The organism is Desulfobacteraceae bacterium (assembly GCA_022340425.1).
GTDB lineage: Bacteria > Desulfobacterota > Desulfobacteria > Desulfobacterales > JAABRJ01 > JAABRJ01.
On the sequence record JAJDNY010000014.1, the window covers coordinates 93,177 to 112,546 of the forward strand.

The window sequence follows — 19,370 nt, forward strand, 5'->3', positions numbered from 1 at the left end:
AAAAAAGGTGCGGCCCGGAATATAATCGATCGTAAAGATCGACGAAAGTCCCCACACCCCGCAGGCCAAGGCCAGAAAGGAGTGCACCATGACGAAATTCAAAGTGGCGACGTGGAATCTGGAGAACCTCTACCTGCCGGGAAGCAGTTCCGGCCCTCCGACGGATGCCGCCTACCAGGCCAAGCTGGAGAGTTTGGCGGCGGTCATTCTTAATTTGGATCCGGATGTTCTGGCCGTCCAGGAGGTCGGCGACCAGGAAGCCCTGACGGACCTGCTGGCGAGGCTGCAGAACCGCTACCACCACACCAGACTCTCGGCCCACCCGGATCCCCGGGGGATCCGGGTGGGGTTCATCTCCAAACTGGAGCTTCACGAGCCCTTGGATTTCGTGGCTTTTCCGGAGGAGGGACTCCCCTCTGTGCCGGGAATCGACGGCAAGGGCAACCCCGTCGCGGTTTCCCGGATGGGCCGCGGCGCCCTTCTGGTGGCGGTACACCCCAAGGCCGGTGTTGCGGTTCACCTGATCACCGCGCACTTGAAATCGAAGCTGCTGACCTACCCCAGCCGGTCGGGCCGCGCACGCTTCTCACCCCAGGATGAGGATGAGCGCGCCTGGGTGGCGGGCATGGCGCTGATGAAGCGCACCGCCGAGGCCGTCACCCTGCGGGTGAAGGCCAATGCGCTGCTGGCCGAAAACGATTGCCGGGCGCTGATCGTGCTCGGCGATCTGAATGACGTCGTGGACGCGGCGACCACCCAGATCCTCAAGGGGCCCGGAGGCAGCGAGATCAACAACCGACGGGCCCTCAACCGATCGGATCAGGGGGACGACACGCGCCTCTGGAACCTGGCCCACTTGATTCCGACCGCCAGGAGATATTCCAGAAAGTACAGGGGCACCGGAGAGCTCATCGATCACATTTTCGTCAGCCAGGAGCTGCTGCCGGGAAAGCCTCGCCGGCTTCCCGCAGTGGACAGCCACGTCGACGCCATCGGCGACGGGCTGCCCGCGGTGGACGACCATCCCGGCGCGCGGCTGGGCGAGGCCGGCTCGGATCATGCCCCGATCACGGCCGTTTTTGACCTCTAGCCCCAAAAAATCACCTTGCGGCAACCCATTTCAAGGCGGGGTGATACGGGCTTTCCCGGCGCAGGCTTCGGCGTAGGCCTTGATGCCCTCCATGAAGGTTTCGGTCAGCCTATGCAGCCGCTGGGGAACGCGCAGCAAAAGACCCGCGACCAGCAGGGGGCCGCTGAACGTTTCTTCACTGAGCAGGTGCACTCCACCGTTTTCTTCGGAAAACAGGAACCGGTGAACCGCCTGCACACCGAATTTCCCCCCCTGCCAGACCACTTCCCGCCCGGGATCGCACAGGACGATCCGGGGAGTGACCCGCAGCGGGAAGAAAAGCGGGGTGATGGTGAAGGCAAAGCAGGCATCGACGATCAGTTCCCGGCCCTCCAGGTAGCAGCAGTCGGTGCAGACGCGGTTCCACTGCGACCACTCCTCCAACCGCGAAAAAGCCCCCCAGACCACGTCCAGGGGGGCGTCGATATGAATCTCCTTGCGTACGATCATGGCCATCCTCCGTCAGAGAAAAAGTCCCACCAGCGGTCCAGCCTCCCGGCCATCCGCCCCGCGGCAGGGGCCGCTGGGACATCCCAGCCCTGGCCTGCTCGTTTATCGTTATCTGGGTCCAAAGACCCCTGGTGGGAGGGGTTGAGGCGCCGCCTGACGGTCATCCGCTGGGGGAATTTTGCCGACCCTGGCAGCGCAGCTCTATGATCATCATCATAACGGGGCTGGTCTACGGCCGGAGGGCCCGCGAAAGGCTGTCCGAATGCCCGGGACAAGCGCAAATCACCGGCCTTTGGGGATTGGCAAACTTCGAAGCAGGCGGTTGATTTGGCCGGGGCGGGGAATCCGTTGGGGGCGGCAGGCGCGCCACCCCCCGCGCGAGGGCACCGAATTGGCGTGCCGTGGACGTGAAGTTGGCGGCCCGTCCATTGGGTGTATCGCGAACGGGAGGCCCAGGGAGGCTTCGGGAGCTGTATCGGGATGGGGAATTTCCCCGATTGAAAGGATCACGCACCTATCCGCAAATAAGGTTCACCCTTACTGCTTCTTCGTCTTTTTGGAATACCCGTTCTGGTTTCCCTTGTTTTGGGTTTTTTCATGGTGCGTGTAAGGCGTATCGCTGTAAATTTCCACCGTTTGGTAATCACCGAGGTCCACCTGAAGATGATAGGGCAGCGAAACGCCCGATTTCCACAGCCCGCCTTCGATGTAAAAATAAAGGCGCCGGCCCGTGTCGTAGTAGACCTCGCGTGAGGGATAATACCGATAGCAGTGTTTGGCTCTGTAGCCGTGGGCAGGGGCATGGGGCGGCGGCCCTTTCGGGGGGGCCACCCGGCCCTCGGGATACCCGTCCGATAGCTGGGATCCCCATTCAATCCCGACCCCCCCTTGGGGTGCACTGCAACCACAGATCAGCAGGAGTGTCAAAACTGTCGCGAAAATCCGCAAGGCGCCAATTCTCATAAGGTTCATCTCAACCCGCTTGCCTGCACCGTGAAAGCCATTTGCCCGAGGGGCTGAAATCGGGCCGACGCACGGCCGTGTTGAGCCCCTCGCTGGGGCCAACACTTATTTGATGCAGACTTTGCGGACCTGGATGAGGTCGCAGCGGCCCGCAAAGATTTTCTCGATGCCGTCCTGCTTGAGGGTGGACATCCCGTCCCGGATGGCCTGCTCGCGGATTTCTTCCATGCGGGCCTTGCTCTGGATCAGCTTTTTGATCTCGTCGGTGCCCATCAGGAGTTCGTGCAGCCCCATACGTCCCCGGTAGCCGGTGTTGTTGCAGACATCGCAGCCGTTGGGGCGATAGAGGGTCAGGTCACTGGAGTAAGGAATTTTGACATTGCGCTGGAAGGCATCGGCCCCGTATTCGCGCACCAGCTCCTGATAGTCCTCCTCGCTGGGGTGATAGGCCTGCTTGCATTCCGAGCACAGGGTCATCACCAGACGCTGGGCCATAATGGCCAGAATCGCGTCAGCAAAATTGAAGGGGTCCATCCCCATGTCCAGCAAACGGGTGATACTTTCGGGGGCGCTGTTGGTGTGCAGGGTCGAAAAGACCAGGTGACCGGTGAGCGACGCCTCGATGCCGATCTGGGTGGTTTCCTTGTCGCGCATTTCGCCCACCATGATGACATCCGGGTCCGCCCGCAGAAAGGCGCGCATGGCCGCGGCAAAATCGAAGCCGATCTTGGGTTTGACCTGCACCTGGCGAAGCCCCGGCTGGGTGATTTCAACGGGGTCTTCGGCGGTCCAGATCTTGGTCTCCATCTTGTTGATATACCCCAGGGCGGAGTGCAGGGTGGTGGTTTTACCGGAGCCGGTGGGGCCGCAGACAAAAATGATCCCGTAGGGTTGTTTGACCACGCTGGTAAAGTTTTTGAAGTTGCGCTCCGAAAACCCCATCTTGTCCAAGGGGATTGGCTCACCGGCGGCCAGGATGCGCATGACGACGTCTTCCAGCCCCCCCTGGGTGGGGATCGTGGCCACCCGCAGTTCGATGTCCTTGCCGCCGTATTTCTTGAATTTGATTTTGCCGTCCTGGGGCTTGCGGCGCTCGGCGATGTCCAGGTCGGCCATGATCTTGATGCGCGAGATGACCGCGTTTTTATAGTGGTAGGGGATCGTCTGGTAAAGGTAGCAGTTGCCGTCAACCCGCACCCGCACCTGGGTGTTCTGCTTGCCGGGATAGGGTTCGATATGGATATCCGATCCGCCCCGGGCATAGGCATCCAGGATGATCTTGTTGACCAGCTGGATCACGGCGCTGTCGGCCTCGTCCAAGCCATCGCTCTCCTCGATTTCCGTGGCCTCATCCTCCAGCTGCGAGAGGATCTGGTCGATTTCGGCCAGCTCCTTGTCGCTCTGGGTGAAGAGGCTGATCATGTCGAGGATGTCCTGCTTCAGGGCAACGCAGAATTTGAGGCTCTTGCCGATGAACAGCGCCTTGATTTCATCGATCTTCTGCAGGTCGTGGGGATTGTCCACCGCGATCACGATCTTGCCGTCCTCCAGCCGCAGCGGCACCCAGGCGTTGTTGCGCATGAAGGGCACCTTGAGCCCCACCAGCAGCTCGCCGGGGATGGCGATGTTCTTGTGGAACTCCACAAACGGCAGGTCGTAGTAGCGGCTTAAGGAATTGCCGATGTCCTTCTTGGAAACCTTGAGCTCCTTCATCAGGTAGGATTCGATGGACATCTTTTTCTGGCGGGCGCTGGAGATCGCGTGCTTGAGCTCTTTCTGGGTGACGATGTGGTTTTCCAGGAGGTATTCGAACTTGTTGGTTTTGCCCCGGGCGGCCATGCGCTTTTGGTTGTAAAGGGCAATGCCGAGTTTTTTGGACAGCTCCTCCAGCGCCAGTTCGTCGGCCTCCGAGAAGGCCTGGCCGTCTTTGCGGTTGAGGACCTGAATAACCCCCAGCAAAAACGTTTTGAACAGGATCGGCCCGGCCAGCACCTGACCGGTGGTGATGCCGGTGCGTTTGTCCCAGCTGGCATCGAACTTCATTTCGGGGCTTAACCTGGCCAGCTCCTCGGCGTCATAAACGTTTTTGATATTGGCGATTTTCTGCTTGGTGGCGCAGTAGCCGGCGATGCTGGCGGTGGTGATCGGGATGCGGATCTCCTTGGTCTCCTCACCGGCCTTGACCTTGGAGACCAACTCCCGTTTGACCCCGTCGATAACATACACCGACAAGCGCTCAGCACCGAAAAGGGCGGTGATGTCGTCCTTGAGGTAGATCTGAATTTCTTCGAGGTTGGCGGCGTTGTAAATTCGGTCGCTGATTTCCTGCAGCGACGGCCTGCCGGTGGGTTTGATTTTCAGGGCCTGAACAGGCTGGCTGGCCGGGGGGGACACTTTGGTCTGATTTTGCATAATGAATCGGATTCCATTGGGTATTGGCCGTTAACATGCACAAGACCGCCGATGGCAGGCCCCGTGCCGCCCCTGATCATGGCTTCTTCAGGTGTTCCAGGAGTTTCTTCGCACCTCCGCCGATCAGCATGGCCCCAATCAGGTAAAAGCAAAAGCGGATATATGAAAGAATGGAGGAGAACTGCTCGATTTGGGCGATTTGCGGCATGACCTGCGGGATGCGGATGAAAACGCCGATGCCGGCTGCGATCAAGAGAACACCCCAAACGATCTGAACGCTCCGATTGCTTCCTTTCATGTAACACCCTTGTGCTCGGCGGGAGCCAGTATAATAATCGACAGCGGTTCCCGGAAAATAAACCCAATTTATCGGCCTCACCAAAAAAGCGCGCCCTTTGATCCAGGCCCCACCCACCCGCCCGGGCCCATCAGCCGCGGCCGGATTCCGGGTCGCCGGGGTCGGTCGCAAATGAGCGCCCCTCAAGAATCCGAACCGTCACGGGCACCCCGAGCCCCTCCTCCAGGCGACTGCCGACGGTCTGGATCACGCGCTGGAGCTCTTTGATCTCGTCTGAGAACAGGCTATCGTCAATCCCGATCCAGACTTCCAGCCAGTGGCGCGCGTCCTGGACCCTGCGAAAAAAACGGCAGTTCCGCGGCAGCCGCCCCAAAGCCGCCTGGATCGTGGCGCGCACCTGATCCGGTGAAACCTTGACCCCGCGGATGCTCAGCATCTCGTCGGTGCGCTCGGCCAGCCAGGCGATGCGCCGCAGGGTCACGCCGCAGTCGCAGAAGCCGGGAATGAAGCGCGCGCGATCACCGGTCCGGAAGCGGATCAACGGAAAGGCGCGGGTCGTCAAGGTCGTCAGGACCAGCTCGCCGGTTTCGCCTTCCGGCAGAACCTCCCCGCTGGCAGGGTCCACGATTTCGGGCAGGAAATGGTCCTCGTTGATGTGCAGTCCCGCGTGCCGGCTGCATTCGAACCCGATTGCCGGACCGGGGACCTCGCTGAGGCCGTAGTGCTGCCAGGTTTCCACCTGCAACCGGGCCTCCAGCTGCGCGCGCAGCCCGGCCGCAACGGGTTCACCCACCAGGATCAGGCGCTTCAGCCCCAGCAGGGCTGGTTGCACCCCGGTTAAATGGAGGTGCATCGCCAGTTGTCCGGCCGAGGCCGGGGTGGTGACGAGCACCGAGGTCCTGTAATCGCGCAGCACCATGACCTGCTTTTCCAGGGAAAGCGGGGTATAGGGAATCACGCTGGCCCCCACGGCCTCGGCCCCCTCCTTGTAGTCCCGGCCCCAGTTGGAGAGCCCGGGATCCAGGGTGATCTGGAGAATGTCCGCCGGGCTGACGCCGCCGGCCTCCAGCGCGCGCGCGACGATCTCGCGCCAGACCAGAAGATCCTGGCGGGTGTAACCGCTGACGGCCGGCTTGAGCGTGGTGCCCGAGGCCGTGTGAATGCGGACGATGTCCCGCAGCGGCACCGCAAACAACCCGTAGGGATAGTGCTCCCCCAGGTCCCGGCGATAGGTGAAGCCAATGCGCTGGAGGTCCTCGAGGCGCTGAATTTCGGCGGGGTCGCGTCCCGCGGCCTCGAATCGCTCCTGGTGAAAACGGACGTTGCGGCAGGCCCGGTTGAGGGTGCTCTGCAGCCGCTCCAGCTGAAGCTGGCGGCGCTCTTGGGGGTCCATGTGGATCACGGGGTTCATCTCCCTTCGTCGAAATCCCGGTAGTCTTTGCCCAGGTAGGCCCGCTTGACCTCCTCGTCCACCAGCAGGTCGGCCGCCCGCCCCTCCAGCACAATCCGGCCGGTTTCCAGCACGTAGCCGCGATCGGCGATCTGCAGGGCCGCCCGGGCGTTTTGTTCCACCAGTAGAATCGTCAGCCCTTCCCGGCGCAGATCGGCCAGGGTTTCCAGAATGCGGGTGACCACCAGCGGGGCAAGTCCCATCGAGGGTTCGTCCAGAACCAAGAGCTGCGGACGGGCCATCAGCGCCCGGCCGATGGCCAACATCTGCTGCTCCCCGCCGGATAGGGTACCGGCGAGCTGCTGCACCCTTTCCCGCAGGACCGGAAAGAGCTGGCTCACCATTTCCAGGTCCCGGGCCACCGCCTGGCGCTCCCCCCGCCGCAAACGGGTGTAGGCCCCCAGCATCAGGTTGTCCTCAACGGTCAACGGCGGAAAAATCTGACGCCCCTCGGGCACCAGGCTGATCCCCGCTTTGACCACCGCGGGCGGGTCGAACCCCCGCAGCGACGCATCCTTGAAGCGGATTTCACCGTCCCAGTGGTTCATCAGCCCGCAGATCGCCTGCAGCAGGGTGCTTTTGCCCGAACCGTTGGTTCCGATCAGGGTGACCAGCTCCCCCTGGCCGATGTGCAGGCTGACCCCTTTGAGGGCCATGATTTTGCCGTAATAGCATTTGAGGTTGCGAATTCGCAGCATGAGGCCCTCGAAAAGACGCGGATAGAAACGCCCGGGTCAGGTGCGCGCACGGGGGACGGAAATCCCCAAGCAGAGGGGGCACTCGCAGCCTGTGCGCACAGCGGGCAGCCGCGGCCTTCAGGCACGGGGCTATCCCCCGCCGGCTGCCGGCGACTGAAGCTTATATGGGCTGCACTCCCAGGTAGGCCGCAATCACCGCCGGGTCTGATTGGATGTCGCGCGGCCGGCCCTCAGCGATCAACCGCCCCTGGTCCAGAACCGCGATCCGGTCGCATATCTCCATGGTCAGGCTCATGTCATGTTCCACCAGCAGTTGGGTGACGCCCTCGGCCTTGATCCGCAGCAGCAGGGTGGCCAGTTCACGGGTTTCAACCGCATTCAGGCCGGCGGCCGGCTCGTCCAGCAGCAGCAGGCGGGGCTCGGCGGCCAGCGCCCGGGCAATCTCCAGCAGCCGCTGCCAGCCGAACGGCAGATCGCCGCTGCGGTCATCTGCCACGGCCCCGAGCCCGACGAATTCCAGCAGCGCCATGGCACGGTCGCGGATTTTCCGCTCCTCGCGGCGCATCCCGGGAGTTCGCCAAAGAGCGCCCCAGAAACCGCAGCGGGACTGCACATGCTGCCCCACCATGACGTTTTCCAGCACACTCATGCTTTCGAAGAGCTCGACGTTCTGAAAGGTCCGGGTGATGCCCAGCCGGACCAGTTCGGTGTTGGCGCGGCCCCCGGTGTCGCGGCCGGCGTAGCGGATCCTGCCCTGGTCGGGGGGGTAGAAGCCGGAAATAATGTTGAAAAGGGTGGTCTTACCGGCCCCGTTGGGCCCGATCAGCCCCTGAATGGTGGCCGGTGCCACCGCAAAGCCCACCTCCAGCAGGGCCTGGACCCCGCCGAAGGCCTTGCTGACCGAGGAAAGCAGAAGCAGGGGCGCTTCTTCAGCTTGGGTTTTTGCGGCTGCGCTCATAGGCATCCAGAAGGCCCCGGGTCAGCCCCTGGGGCAGCAGAATCATCACCAGCATCAGAATCAACCCGTAGACCAGCATTTCGAAGTCCGAGAAGGCATGCAGCCACTCGGGCAGCAGCGTCAGCAGGCAGGCGCCCAGCAGCGCCCCCCAGACGCTGGCCATCCCGCCGATCACCACCATGGTCACCATGCGCACCGATACCAGGAAGTTGAACGAGTCGGGGCTGATGAAATTGATCAGATGGGCATAGAAAAAACCGCCCAGCGCCGCCAGGATCGCACTGAAAATGAAGACCTGCAGTTTGAGCCGCTGGGTGTCGACCCCCACCGCCCGGGCGGCGTGTTCGCTGTCGTGGATGGAGCGCAGGGCGCGCCCCACCCGGGAGCGGATCAGGCGGTGGCTGAGAATGAAACTCAGCAGGACCGTCGCCCAGACCAGATAGAAGTATGCGCGCGGGTCCGTGAAGGCGATCGGTCCGAACTGCAGCGGCGGGATGCCGATAAACCCCGAAGCCCCGCCCGTGACCTCGGTCCACTCGCGCAGCAGAATGTGGACGATCATACCGAAGCCCAGGGTCCCCATGCCCAGGTAGTAGCCCGAAAGTTTGAGGGTCGGCAGCCCCACCACCAGCGCCACCAGCGCGGCGATGGCCAGGGCGCAGGGCAGCGCCAGCCCCGGGGAGAGGCCCCAGGTGGTGGTCAGAACGGCCGTGGTGTAGGCGCCGATGCCGTAAAAAGCGGCATGCCCGAGGGAAATCTGGCCGGCGTAGCCCATCAGCAGATTGAGCCCCAGGGCCAGGAGGGTATTGATCCCGATAAAGGTCAGGACCTGGAAGTAGTAGGCGTTTTGCACCAGGCAGCCGGTGACCCCGACGCCCCCCAAGAAGACGAGGTAGGCCCAGTTGCGGCGAAGAAAGCGGGCAACCATGGGCACCCTAAAACCTCTGAACCTTGCGGGCGCCGAGCAGACCCGCCGGGCGAATGTAGAGAATCAGCAGTAGCAGGACGAAGGCGATGGCATCCTTGAGGGAAGAGGACAAAAACCCCACCCCCAGGGCCTCCAGCACCCCCAGCAAGAAACCGCCCAACACCCCTCCCCACAGGCTGCCGAGCCCCCCCAGCATGGCCGCGCAGAACCCTTTCAGACCAAGAAGCGTGCCCATGTCGTAGCTGCACATGGTGATCGGTGCGATGATAACACCGGCCACCGCCCCCATGGCCGCACTCAGAACAAAGGCCAGCTGCACCATCCGCCCGGTGGGGATCCCCACCAGCCAGGCCGCCCGCCGGCTGATGGCGGAGGCCAGCATGGCCTTGCCGGTCAGGGAGCGGGTGAAAAACAGATGCAGGCCGAGAACCGCCCCCAGAACGATGGTCAGAATCCAGAGGCTCTGGGGCAGCAGGTTGGCGCCGGCGATGCTCAGCGGCGGGTGGTCCGAAAACGGGGCAACACTGTGCGCGTCTTTGCCCCAGCCGAGCATTGCGACCCCGCGCAGAAAAATGGAGGCCCCCACCGTGATGATCACCAGCACGATGGCGTCCGGGCGTTTGACCGTCCGAATGGCGAAGCGCTCGAAGAGAAAACCCACGGCGCTCACCCCCAGCGTGGTCAGCAGAAATGCCGCCGCCAGGGGCAGCCCCAGGCCGTTGTATAGGGTGACCATTCCCAGGGCCCCCAGCATGACAAACTCCCCATGGGCGAAATTGATCAGCTCGGTGGCGTTGAAGAGCAAAGCGAAGCCGACGGCGATGACGGCGTAAATCGCACCGTTGGTGATGCCGGAAAAAAGGTACTGCAAAAGTTCCTGCATGGGCCTTTCCTGATGCCGCGATCCCTCCCGGGGCGCCCGAATCCCGCCCTGTGGCAGGCTGGCACCCCGGGAAGGCCGGTTTCAGATCGGATTCAATCCTGGATCAGTTCCCATTTGCCGTCCTTGATCCGCACCATCACGAAGGCATCGGCGCCCAAACCGTTGTGTTCGCTGGGTGAAAAATTGAATACCCCCGACACCCCGACATGGCCCGTGATCTGCTCCAGATTGGCCCGCACCTTTTCCGGGTCGCCGTCGGTGCCGGCCAGGGCCTTGGCCAAGAGCTGCATGGCATCATAGGCATAGCCGCCGAAGCCGGAGACCGGCATCTGATAGCGGCTTTCGAACTGCTGAATGTAGGCCTCCAGCACAGGTTTCTGAAGGTCGTCGGCGGGCAGCAGGCCGGCCACCAGAATCTTGCCGGTGGGCAGTAAAATACCCTCGGCGGCGCTGCCGGCGAGCTCGATGAATTTGGGGGAGGCCACCCCGTGGCTCTGGTAGAGGGGCATTTCAAGCCCCAGCTGACCGAAGTTCTTGGCCACCACCGCTGGTCCGGGATTGGTTCCCCAGCAAATCACCGCGTCGGGGGCGGCCTTGCGGATCTTGGTGAGCTGGGCGGTCATGTCCGAATCCTTGGCACCGAATTTTTCGGCCGCGACCACTTCCAACCCGAAGGCCGGGGCCTGCTGCTCCAGCTGCTGCTTGCCGCTTTCCCCGAAGGCGTTGGCAACGCTCAGCAGCCCGATCTTTTTAAGGCCGCTTCGCTGGATGTGACCGTATACGGTGGCCACGGCCAGGACGTCGCTCTGGGCGGTCTTGAACACCCAGGGGGTGACCGGTTCGGTGATCTGGATGCCGGCAGCGCAGCTAATCAGCGGCACCTTGGCATTGAGCGCCAGGTTTTTGACCGCCAGGGTGGTGGGGGTCAGGCTGGGGCCGATGATCGCGATCACCCCGTCGCGGTTGATCAGCTTGCTGACCGCGTTGACCGCCCGCTGGGGATCGCCTTCGGTATCGTAGATGACAGCTTCGAGCATCCGGCCGTCAATCCCGCCGGCGCTGTTGATGGCGTCGACCACCATCTCCATGCTCTTTTTTTCGGGGTCTCCCAGGAAGGAGGTCGGGCCGGTGACCGAGAAGACCCCCCCGATCTTGAGGTTCTCGGCCGCCTGCGGGGCCGGGCAGAATGCCATCAGCCCTACGACGACCAGGGCCATGACGGGTAAAAGACGCTTGCGGATGGATGTCGTTGCGCTCATGCGACCTCTCCTTTCCCTATGGTTGATGAATCGGTAAAAAGTCAAAAATCAGACGGTTTCGTAAAAAAGCCAAGTTCGAGACGCGCAAATCTCAGCGGCGTGAGACCTACTTATGCACGCCGCAGTGACTTCGAGATGCAGCGCAAGGCGGAAATTGGGTTTTTGGTGGAACTGTCATAGTTGGTAAATGCGGTCGTCATCAATCACGGTGACGCCGTTTTGGCGCAGCAGCGCGACCGCCTTCTCGATCTGGTCGAAGCGGAAGATCATCACGGCGTTGTTGCCGCTTTGCTGAACAAAGGCGTACATGTACTCCACGTTGATCTGCCCCTCGTGCAGCAGCTGCAGAATCCGGTGCAGTCCGCCGGGGCGATCTTCGACCTCGGCCGCCACCACATCGGTCTTGCCGACAGTAAAACCTTTGGCCTTGAGGGCCGCTTCGGCCTTTGCGGTGTTGTCGACGATCAGGCGCAACACGCCGAAATCAGCCGTGTCCGCCATGGCCAGGGCGCGGATGTTGACCCCGGCCTCGGCCAGGGTCCCGGTGACCTCCGCGATCCGGCCGGAGGTGTTTTCCAAAAAGACTGAGATCTGTTTAACCCACATGCGTCCTCCTTTCAGGGGGCACCATCGGTCTTGGGTCCCATCACAGCTTGCGGTTGTCGATCACCCGGACGGCCTTGCCTTCGCTGCGCGCGATGGCCTTGGGCTCCACCAGTTTGACCTTGGCCGAAACCCCGAGGTATTCTTTGATGTTTTTGGAGATGCGACGCTCCAGATCCTGAAGCTGCTTGACTTTGTCGGAGAAGACGCCCTCGTCGACCTCCACCCGCACCGTCAGGGTGTCGAGATTGCCCTCACGGTCCACCACTAGCTGGTAGTGGGGCGACAGGCCTTTCATTTCCATCAGGACGCTTTCGATCTGGGAGGGGAAGACGTTGACGCCGCGGATGATCAGCATGTCGTCGGTGCGCCCACTGACCTTTTCCATGCGAACCAGGGTACGGCCGCAGATGCACGGTTCGGCGTGCAGGGTGGTGATGTCCCGGGTGCGGTAGCGGATGACCGGAAAGGCCTCCTTGGTAACGGAGGTGAAGACCAGCTCGCCACGTTCACCGTAGGGCAGGACCTCGCCGGTGGCGGGGTCGATGATTTCGGGGATGAAATGGTCCTCGAAAATGTGGAGCCCTTTTTTGGCCTCATGGCACTCGATGGCCACCCCCGGCCCGATCACCTCGCTCAACCCGTAGATGTCCACCGCCACCAAGCCCAGTTTGCGCTCGATTTCGGCGCGCATCTTCTCCGACCAGGGTTCGGCGCCGAAAATCCCGTACTTGAAGCGCAGATCCCGGAACGAAACCCCCATCTCTTCGGCGACCTCGGCCAGATGCAGGGCATAGGACGGGGTGGCGGTCAGGATCGTGGGCCCGAAATCCTTCATGATGACGATCTGCCGCTTGGTGTTGCCGCCGGAGACCGGAATCACCGAGGCCCCCAGCTTCTCGGCACCGTAGTGGACGCCCAACCCGCCGGTGAACAGGCCGTAGCCGTAAGCGTTGTGGATAATGTCGCCGCGGGTGGCGCCCCCGGCGGAGAGCGAGCGGGCCATGAGGGTGGCCCAGGTGGTGACGTCGCGGGCGGTGTAGCCCACCACCGTGGGCTGGCCGGTGGTGCCGGAGGAGGCGTGGATCCGGACGACGTTGTCCATGGGAACGGCAAACATGCCGAAGGGGTAGTTTTCGCGCAGATCCTGTTTGGTGGTGAAGGGAATTTTGCGCAAATCCTTCAGCGATTGAACGTCGCCGGGTTTGAGGCCCGCCTGGTCAAACTGTTTGCGGTAGAAAGGAACGGCCGCATAGACGCGTGCGAGGGTCGCCTGAAGCCGCCGCAATTGAATCGCTTCCAGGGCCTCCCGGGGCATGGTTTCATATTCGATATCGAAAATCATCCCGCTTTCCCTCCTCTTCCAAAAAAATACTTTAAAAAAATCCCGTAAGGATCAAATGAAAAAAGCCGCGGGGTGCTCAGGTCACCCGCAGCTTTTATAAAAAAACCATGGGTGTCTGGTTGGCCGTCCACCCATGGTTTTTTAAGGTCGCTATTTATGAAGCTCTCTACCTTGCCGGGCCATGGGCAGACCGCCTAAAGAGGAAGCCCCCAAAAAAGCCGAAAAAGCCAAAGTAGTGAAAATACCGGTTCATCGAAAATTCCGATTGGTTGATGGCAGCAATGAGTACAGGGTTAGCTAAAATAAATAAAAACCCGTGTCAAGTAAAAAGATCTAGCGGCTCAAGCGCCCTTTGAAAACGGGTTTGCGCTTTTCCAGGAAGGCCGCCGTCCCCTCCCGGGCGTCATCGCTGGCCATGCAGAGGGCGAAAGCATCGAGCTCGATGCCGCAGCCGGTGGTCAGATCGGCGTTGATGCCGTTGTTGATCGCCTGCTTTGCGGCCCGCAAGGCGACCTTGCCCTTGGCGGCAATGGCTTTGGCGGTCTTGAAAACCTCCTCCATCAGAACCTCGGGTGCGCACACCTTGTTGACCAGCCCGATTTCGGCGGCCTCGGCGGCGGGCACCATTTTGCCGGTGAAGATCATTTCCTTGGCCTTGTTGATGCCCACCAGGCGCGGCAAGCGCTGGGTGCCGCCGAAGCCCGGAATGATTCCCAGGGAAATCTCCGGAAGACCGAACATGGCGTTTTCGGAAGCGTAGATAAAATCGCAGGCCAGCGCCAATTCACTGCCGCCGCCCAGGGCATAGCCGTTTACGGCGGCGATCACCGGAATGTCCAGGGCCTGCAGCTTGCCGATGGTGCCCTGCCCCTGCCTGCCGAAGAGCTTGGCCTGCAGCGGGTTGAAAGTCGCCAGCTCCGTAATGTCGGCACCGGCCACGAAGGCCTTCTGACCGGCGCCGGTGAGCACCAGCACCCGGATATCCTCGTCGGCTGCAATCGCATCCAGCGCGGCCGCAAGCTCCTTTAAAAGCTCCGCGTTGAGCGCATTCAAGGCCTTGGGACGATTGAACGTGATGGTGGCGATGCCTTCCCCGACGCCGTAAATGATGTTCTCGTAAGCCATGTGATCCTCCCGCGGTGGTCATTCTAAAGTGTCTTAGAGCGTGCCCCCGGTTTAGTCCATCGACCATTCTTTGTCAAACCCTACTTTTCTACAGCCGCCGCCCAGCAAATCGCCAGCAGGATCAGACCGGCGCCCAGCACTTTGGGCCAGGTCAAGGCTTCCTCGAAGAGCAGATAGGCCAGGAGCGCGCTGCCGATCGGCTCCCCCAGCAGGCTGACGGCGATAAAGCCAGCGCTGAACCACTTCAGGGCCCAGTTATAGCAGGTGTGGCCCACCAACTGGGTGAAAAGCGCCATGGCCCAGAAGGCCCCCCAGGTGCCGCTGCTGAAACCGCGCAGCGGCAGCCCCAAGGCGAGCACCGCCAACCACAGGAAAACAGCGGCGCTGCCGTAGCAGATGAAAACATAGGCCAGCAGGGAGAGCCGCTGCCGCAAGCGGCGGCCGAGCAGCAGGTAGACCGCTGCGCAGAGGCTCCCGCAAAGGGCCAGGAAATCGCCCCAGAGGGCGCGCCCGCCGCCGGCGAAATCCCCGATCCCGATGATCACCCCGCCGACCACGCTGAGCAGGATGCCGATCAGCGCCGCCCGACGGATCGGCTCACGGGCGATCAGGGGCGTCAGCAGCCCCACCCAAAGGGGGTTGGTGTTGACCAGCACCACGCTGTTGGCCACGGAGGTGTAGTCCAGCGAGGAGATCCAGGTGGCGAAGTGCAGCGCCAGGAAAAACCCCGACAGGACCGCCAGCCGCCAGTGGCGGGCCGACAGGGCGCGCAGCTCAGCGCTCCCCCGCCAGCAGGCCAGGGGCGCCAGCACCAGGGTCGCCAGGCCCACCCGGTAGGCGGCAGTCACCAAAGCCGGGGCATCGGCCAGGCGGGCAAAAATGGCGCCGGTGGAAACCGCCACGACGCCCAAAAGCAGCGCCAGCACGGGGGCAACGGCGGGGGGCGATGATTGCGGGGCGCAAGGGGGCATCAGGCTGGGTTTGCCGGGGCACGGGCCGCGCGGGCACTGGTGGGAATCACGCAGGCGGCGGATGCCAAATGGCGCGTTCAAAAGGAATTTTCGACCCGGCCGGCCCTGGGGTTTGGCTAACGATCCGCAGCCGCCGGCTGCTGCTCCACTTTTTTGAGTTTTTTGAGCAGTTCACGGGCGTTTTCGATATCTTGGGCGGCCTTCTGGTGGTCGGGGTTTAACTCCAGGGTTTGCTGCCACTCGGCGATCGCCTGGGCCAGGTCCTCGTCGACAAAGTGTTTGACCCCCCGGCGGTAGTGGGTTTCGGCCTCATTTTCGAGCTGCTGCCGGATGACGGCCAGAAAGGCGTCGGTGTCCCGATAGCCGGGGCTCACCTGTTTGAAGGCCGCGAGGGCCTCGCGGTAACGCTGCGCAAGGTGCAGGCGTTTGCCGTTTTCGAAGTGGGCCTGGTCGGCCAGGTTGCGGGCGTCGCTGTTGGCCGGCTCCTGCTGGAGGACCTTGTCCATCAGGTCCGCGGCCGCCGCAAATTTCTCCTGCGCCAGCAGCTGCCGGGCGGCAGCCAGTTCCTGATCGATTTTGAGGGCCGGCGCTTTGGGCTTTTCGACGTCTCTCGGCAGCAGCAGGGCAGTGCCGGGGGTTGGCCGGGCGGTGGGGGCGACCCCCAGCAGGGAGGCGATCAGGAGCCCCATCTGCGAATCACCGTAGAGTTTTTCGCCGATGGTTGCAAAGGTCTCCCCGTCGGCCACCTCGTGGGAAAGGAACCGCTCGCCGTGGATGCGCTCTTTGAGAAAAGCGAGGGCTTCCCGGTGGTCGGGGTTTTGACGCAGGGCGGTGAGGAATTCGATTTGGGCCTCCCGCCGCAGACCCTGATGAAAAAGGGAAACTCCCTTTTCGTAGTGCTGCTGGGATTCACGCTGGATGGCGATCCGGAGGCTCTCGATGCGGCCGGCGACCTCCTTGTCCTCCGGGTTGAGCCGCGAAACCACCTTCCAGAAAAACAGCGCCATTTGGAGATCGCCGTTTTTTTCGTAATCCAGGGCGCGGGCATCAAACGGAATCGGCGCTGACACCTCGGCGGGGGGCGGCGTGGGGCCACCGCCAACGGGTGCTTTGCGAAAAAGCGGCGACAGATCGGCGCAGCCCGTCAGGGCCACCAAAAGGCATAGCATCAGGCAGGCAGGGCGCGGGCTCATTCCAGCTTGCTTTCGGCAAATACCGTGAGGTGCTGTTTGAACGCATCCAGGGTGGTGCTGCCGGTGATGAGGGCGCGCTGAACCCTGAAGCTGCCGACGAAAAACGGGTTGCTGCCGCTTTTGCGGGTGAATCCGGCCCGGTAGCCGTATTTTTTGAGAAACGCGATCACCACGTCGTTGGCCTTGCCGTGCGGATAGGCCAGCAAACGGGCTTTTTGACCGGTGTTTTTCTCGATGGCCCTTTGGGAACCCGAGAGCTCCACCTCCAACGCCTTGAGGTAGTCGGCAAAGGACTCCCCGGGCAGCGGCTGGGTGAGATCGCGGCCGGTTTTGCCGAAGGAGTGCACCGCGATATCCTGTTGTCCCAGGGCCCTGATCTGCTCCCAGCTCAGGGCGTTTTGGCGGCCCACCGAATCGCTGCTCACAAAAAGGCCTGCGGGAAAGTGATAGCGGCGCAGAATGGGGGCGACGACCTCGAAGATCTCCTGCCCGGCCCCGTCCAGGGTGATGACCACCGCCCGTTGCGGCAGGGGCGCTTTGAAATCCATGAACGCCGTCAGCTGGTCGAGGGTCACGGGGAAATACCCCATCCGCTGGAGAAACCGCATCTGCTCTTCAAAGGCCGCGGCGCTGACCGGCCGGCTGTTTTTGGGGCGGGAGGCGGGCCATTCGTAAGCCAGAACGGGCACCACCTGGTAGCCGTTCTGTTGAAGTCCGCCGCGGCCCATGGGCTGCAGCGGGATGACAAGCGTCTGATCCGGCGCGATGCGCTCCAGACGGTTGAACTGCGAAATCCACCACCCCTGCCGGGGGTCCCCGTAATAGCGGGCCGCCAGTGAGGCAAAGCTGTCCTGGGGCGTTGTGCGGATAATGAGAAAGTTCTCACGCGCGCCGTCCACCTGCGCAGGCGGGGTTGCCGAGGCGCTCCCGGCGCAAAAAAGCGCCGCCAGCATCAGTATTCGAAGAAGGTTAAGCAGGCCTTTTGATCCTTGTCGCATGGGAAACGGGCGCTTTGGTGAGACCTTTCAGCCGGTAGCAGACCACCGCGTCGGCAACCCCCTTGATCCGGCAGGGGCCGAAAGGCTCGGCATCCACCAAGGGGCCCATCTTTTGAAAAACCGTCTGGCTGATGATGACCTCCCCCGGCCCGGCCAGACCGTTTAGGCGCGAAGCTGTATTAACGCTGTCCCCGATGACCGTGTATTCCATTTTTTCCTGGGTGCCGATGTTGCCGGCCACGACTTCACCGGTATCGATGCTGATCCCCACCGCGGTCAAAAGCGGATTGCCCCCGCCGCTGGCCTTGCGCAGCTCGGATTGCAGCTCCAGGGCGGCAGCCAGACCGCGCTCGAGATGGTTGCGGCGGTAGACAGGGACACCGAACACCGCGAGCACCGCATCGCCGATGAATTTGTCGATGTAGCCACCATAACGGATAATGATCCGGGTGGCAATTTCAAAATATTCGTTCAACGCCTCCACCACCGCCTCCGGTTCACGGGCGTCGGAGAAGGCGGTAAACCCGCGAATGTCGGCAAACAGCGTCGTCGCCTTATTGCGGTGCCCCCTGAGCCAGTTTCCTTCCGGGTTGGCCAGGATCATGTCCAGCACCTCGGCGCCGACGTATTTGCCGAAGGACTCCTGCATGCGTGATTTGCGCAGGAGCTCATTCCCCATCTGGTTGAAGGCGGTGGCCAGGTTGCCCAACTCGTCGTTGCGGCCCAGGTGAACCTTGTGGTGGTAGTTGCCGCGGCCGATCTCCTGGGTGGCGTAAACCAGCCGCTCGATGGGGTGCGAGAAGCGCAGCCCCATCAGCAGGGCAACCAGGATGCCCACCAGGATGATGGTCAGGGTCAGTGAGATGATCGCTTTTTTGTTCTGCCGGATCAGCTCATTGATGAAATCGATGGACACCCCGACATGCACCTCCCCAAGCAGTTTGTCCTGGAAACTCACCGGGTGGGCCAGATTCAGGACCTGGCCGCCGTTCGGCAGCCGGGTGGTGAAATAGGTCATCTCCTTTTCGCGGGTTTCGGGGCTCAAGGGCTCGGGCTGCTGGTAGACTTTCCCGATCTGGTCGTGGTCGGTGTGGGCTTTGATTTTCTGGTCCTGATCCACAATGATGGCATAGACCAGGCCCTCCACGGCGGTGGCGTTCTTGATCAGGGTGTTGAGCTGCGGGATGTTGTCTTCCAGAAGCGGGATGCGCGCGTTGGCAGCAAAGTAGTTGAGGCTGACCATGCCGATTTTCTTGGACTGCTCGTAGAGCTGTTCCTTTTGACGGCTGAGAATGAAGAAATTCAGCACAAAGGTGGTCAAGACCGTGATGGCGATGATGACCGCCGAGAACTGAAGCCAGATGGGAATTCGCGGTGCCGGCAGGCGCTCGACGAAAGTGCCCCGTTTTTTGCCGACGAGCTCCTTGATGTCGTCGGCCAGCGATGTCACCTCCAGGCGGTAGTGATCGTTGATGGCCCGGACGATCTCGGCCTCGCTGACAAACCCCAACTCCGTCAGGATGATTCCCAGCGAGACCGCCCGGCCCTGGTCGGCCAGGGTGTCCCGCTGCACCTGGACGGCTTTCTCGAGCTGCTCGTCGGTGACGAGGTGTTTGGCCTTCAAAACCTGGCCAATGATCATATAGTCATTGGAGGACTTGCGGAAGATCTCTCGTATTCTGGCAAGGAAAGTGGGCATGGCGGTTT

General features: G+C 62.1%; 18 protein-coding genes. 1 reads left to right on the forward strand and 17 read right to left on the reverse strand.

Annotation, left to right across the window (positions count from 1 at the left end; genetic code table 11):
- Nucleotides 1-88: 88 nt before the first annotated feature.
- On the forward strand, nucleotides 89-1,090 hold the full coding sequence (locus LJE63_01405) for an endonuclease/exonuclease/phosphatase family protein (GenBank protein MCG6905252.1): 1,002 nt from the start codon (nucleotides 89-91) through the stop codon (nucleotides 1,088-1,090).
- Nucleotides 1,091-1,120: 30 nt separating this feature from the next.
- Here the strand turns inward: LJE63_01405 and LJE63_01410 are convergent, their stop codons facing one another.
- The 17 genes from LJE63_01410 to LJE63_01490 form a co-directional block, all read right to left on the reverse strand.
- On the reverse strand, nucleotides 1,121-1,579 hold the full coding sequence (locus LJE63_01410) for a hypothetical protein (protein ID MCG6905253.1): 459 nt from the start codon (nucleotides 1,577-1,579) through the stop codon (nucleotides 1,121-1,123).
- 537 nt (nucleotides 1,580-2,116) lie between these two features.
- Entirely contained in the window at nucleotides 2,117-2,542 is a 426-nt protein-coding gene (locus LJE63_01415; protein MCG6905254.1) for a hypothetical protein, read from the reverse strand.
- 105 nt (nucleotides 2,543-2,647) lie between these two features.
- The gene (locus tag LJE63_01420; GenBank protein ID MCG6905255.1) at nucleotides 2,648-4,954 is read right to left on the reverse strand and encodes a GspE/PulE family protein; all 2,307 of its coding nucleotides are present in this window, start codon (nucleotides 4,952-4,954) and stop codon (nucleotides 2,648-2,650) included.
- A 76-nt stretch (nucleotides 4,955-5,030) separates the two neighbouring features.
- Nucleotides 5,031-5,207, reverse strand: coding sequence for a hypothetical protein (locus tag LJE63_01425; GenBank protein MCG6905256.1), 177 nt, complete (start codon nucleotides 5,205-5,207; stop codon nucleotides 5,031-5,033).
- Nucleotides 5,208-5,382: 175 nt separating this feature from the next.
- Entirely contained in the window at nucleotides 5,383-6,663 is a 1,281-nt protein-coding gene (locus LJE63_01430) for an AMP-binding protein (protein ID MCG6905257.1), read from the reverse strand.
- Entirely contained in the window at nucleotides 6,660-7,400 is a 741-nt protein-coding gene (locus tag LJE63_01435) for an ABC transporter ATP-binding protein (protein ID MCG6905258.1), read from the reverse strand. Before LJE63_01435 ends, LJE63_01430 begins: the two co-directional genes overlap by 4 nt.
- A gap of 160 nt (nucleotides 7,401-7,560) precedes the next feature.
- The gene (locus LJE63_01440; protein MCG6905259.1) at nucleotides 7,561-8,358 is read right to left on the reverse strand and encodes an ABC transporter ATP-binding protein; all 798 of its coding nucleotides are present in this window, start codon (nucleotides 8,356-8,358) and stop codon (nucleotides 7,561-7,563) included.
- Nucleotides 8,330-9,286: a branched-chain amino acid ABC transporter permease gene (locus LJE63_01445; GenBank protein ID MCG6905260.1), complete on the reverse strand. Its 957-nt coding sequence runs from the start codon at nucleotides 9,284-9,286 to the stop codon at nucleotides 8,330-8,332. The genes LJE63_01440 and LJE63_01445 overlap by 29 nt, the downstream gene beginning before the upstream one ends.
- 7 nt (nucleotides 9,287-9,293) lie before the next feature.
- A complete protein-coding gene (locus LJE63_01450) occupies nucleotides 9,294-10,169 on the reverse strand; it encodes a branched-chain amino acid ABC transporter permease (protein ID MCG6905261.1) in 876 nt (291 codons plus the stop codon).
- A gap of 92 nt (nucleotides 10,170-10,261) precedes the next feature.
- Complete coding sequence (locus tag LJE63_01455) at nucleotides 10,262-11,428, reverse strand: ABC transporter substrate-binding protein (GenBank protein ID MCG6905262.1); 1,167 nt, start codon at nucleotides 11,426-11,428, stop codon at nucleotides 10,262-10,264.
- Between the two features lie 174 nt (nucleotides 11,429-11,602).
- Entirely contained in the window at nucleotides 11,603-12,034 is a 432-nt protein-coding gene (locus LJE63_01460; GenBank protein ID MCG6905263.1) for an ACT domain-containing protein, read from the reverse strand.
- A 40-nt stretch (nucleotides 12,035-12,074) separates the two neighbouring features.
- Nucleotides 12,075-13,376, reverse strand: a complete 1,302-nt coding sequence (locus LJE63_01465; GenBank protein MCG6905264.1) for a phenylacetate--CoA ligase — start codon at nucleotides 13,374-13,376, stop codon at nucleotides 12,075-12,077.
- 333 nt (nucleotides 13,377-13,709) lie between these two features.
- Nucleotides 13,710-14,501 carry an enoyl-CoA hydratase/isomerase family protein gene (locus tag LJE63_01470; GenBank protein ID MCG6905265.1) on the reverse strand — a complete coding sequence of 264 codons (792 nt, stop codon included), beginning with the start codon at nucleotides 14,499-14,501 and terminating at the stop codon, nucleotides 13,710-13,712.
- 80 nt (nucleotides 14,502-14,581) lie between these two features.
- The gene (locus tag LJE63_01475; protein ID MCG6905266.1) at nucleotides 14,582-15,472 is read right to left on the reverse strand and encodes a DMT family transporter; all 891 of its coding nucleotides are present in this window, start codon (nucleotides 15,470-15,472) and stop codon (nucleotides 14,582-14,584) included.
- Nucleotides 15,473-15,588: 116 nt separating this feature from the next.
- Entirely contained in the window at nucleotides 15,589-16,665 is a 1,077-nt protein-coding gene (locus LJE63_01480) for a hypothetical protein (GenBank protein ID MCG6905267.1), read from the reverse strand.
- The gene (locus tag LJE63_01485) at nucleotides 16,662-17,663 is read right to left on the reverse strand and encodes a polysaccharide deacetylase family protein (protein ID MCG6905268.1); all 1,002 of its coding nucleotides are present in this window, start codon (nucleotides 17,661-17,663) and stop codon (nucleotides 16,662-16,664) included. The genes LJE63_01480 and LJE63_01485 overlap by 4 nt, the downstream gene beginning before the upstream one ends.
- Nucleotides 17,635-19,362 carry a HAMP domain-containing protein gene (locus tag LJE63_01490; GenBank protein MCG6905269.1) on the reverse strand — a complete coding sequence of 576 codons (1,728 nt, stop codon included), beginning with the start codon at nucleotides 19,360-19,362 and terminating at the stop codon, nucleotides 17,635-17,637. Before LJE63_01490 ends, LJE63_01485 begins: the two co-directional genes overlap by 29 nt.
- Nucleotides 19,363-19,370 lie beyond the last annotated feature (8 nt).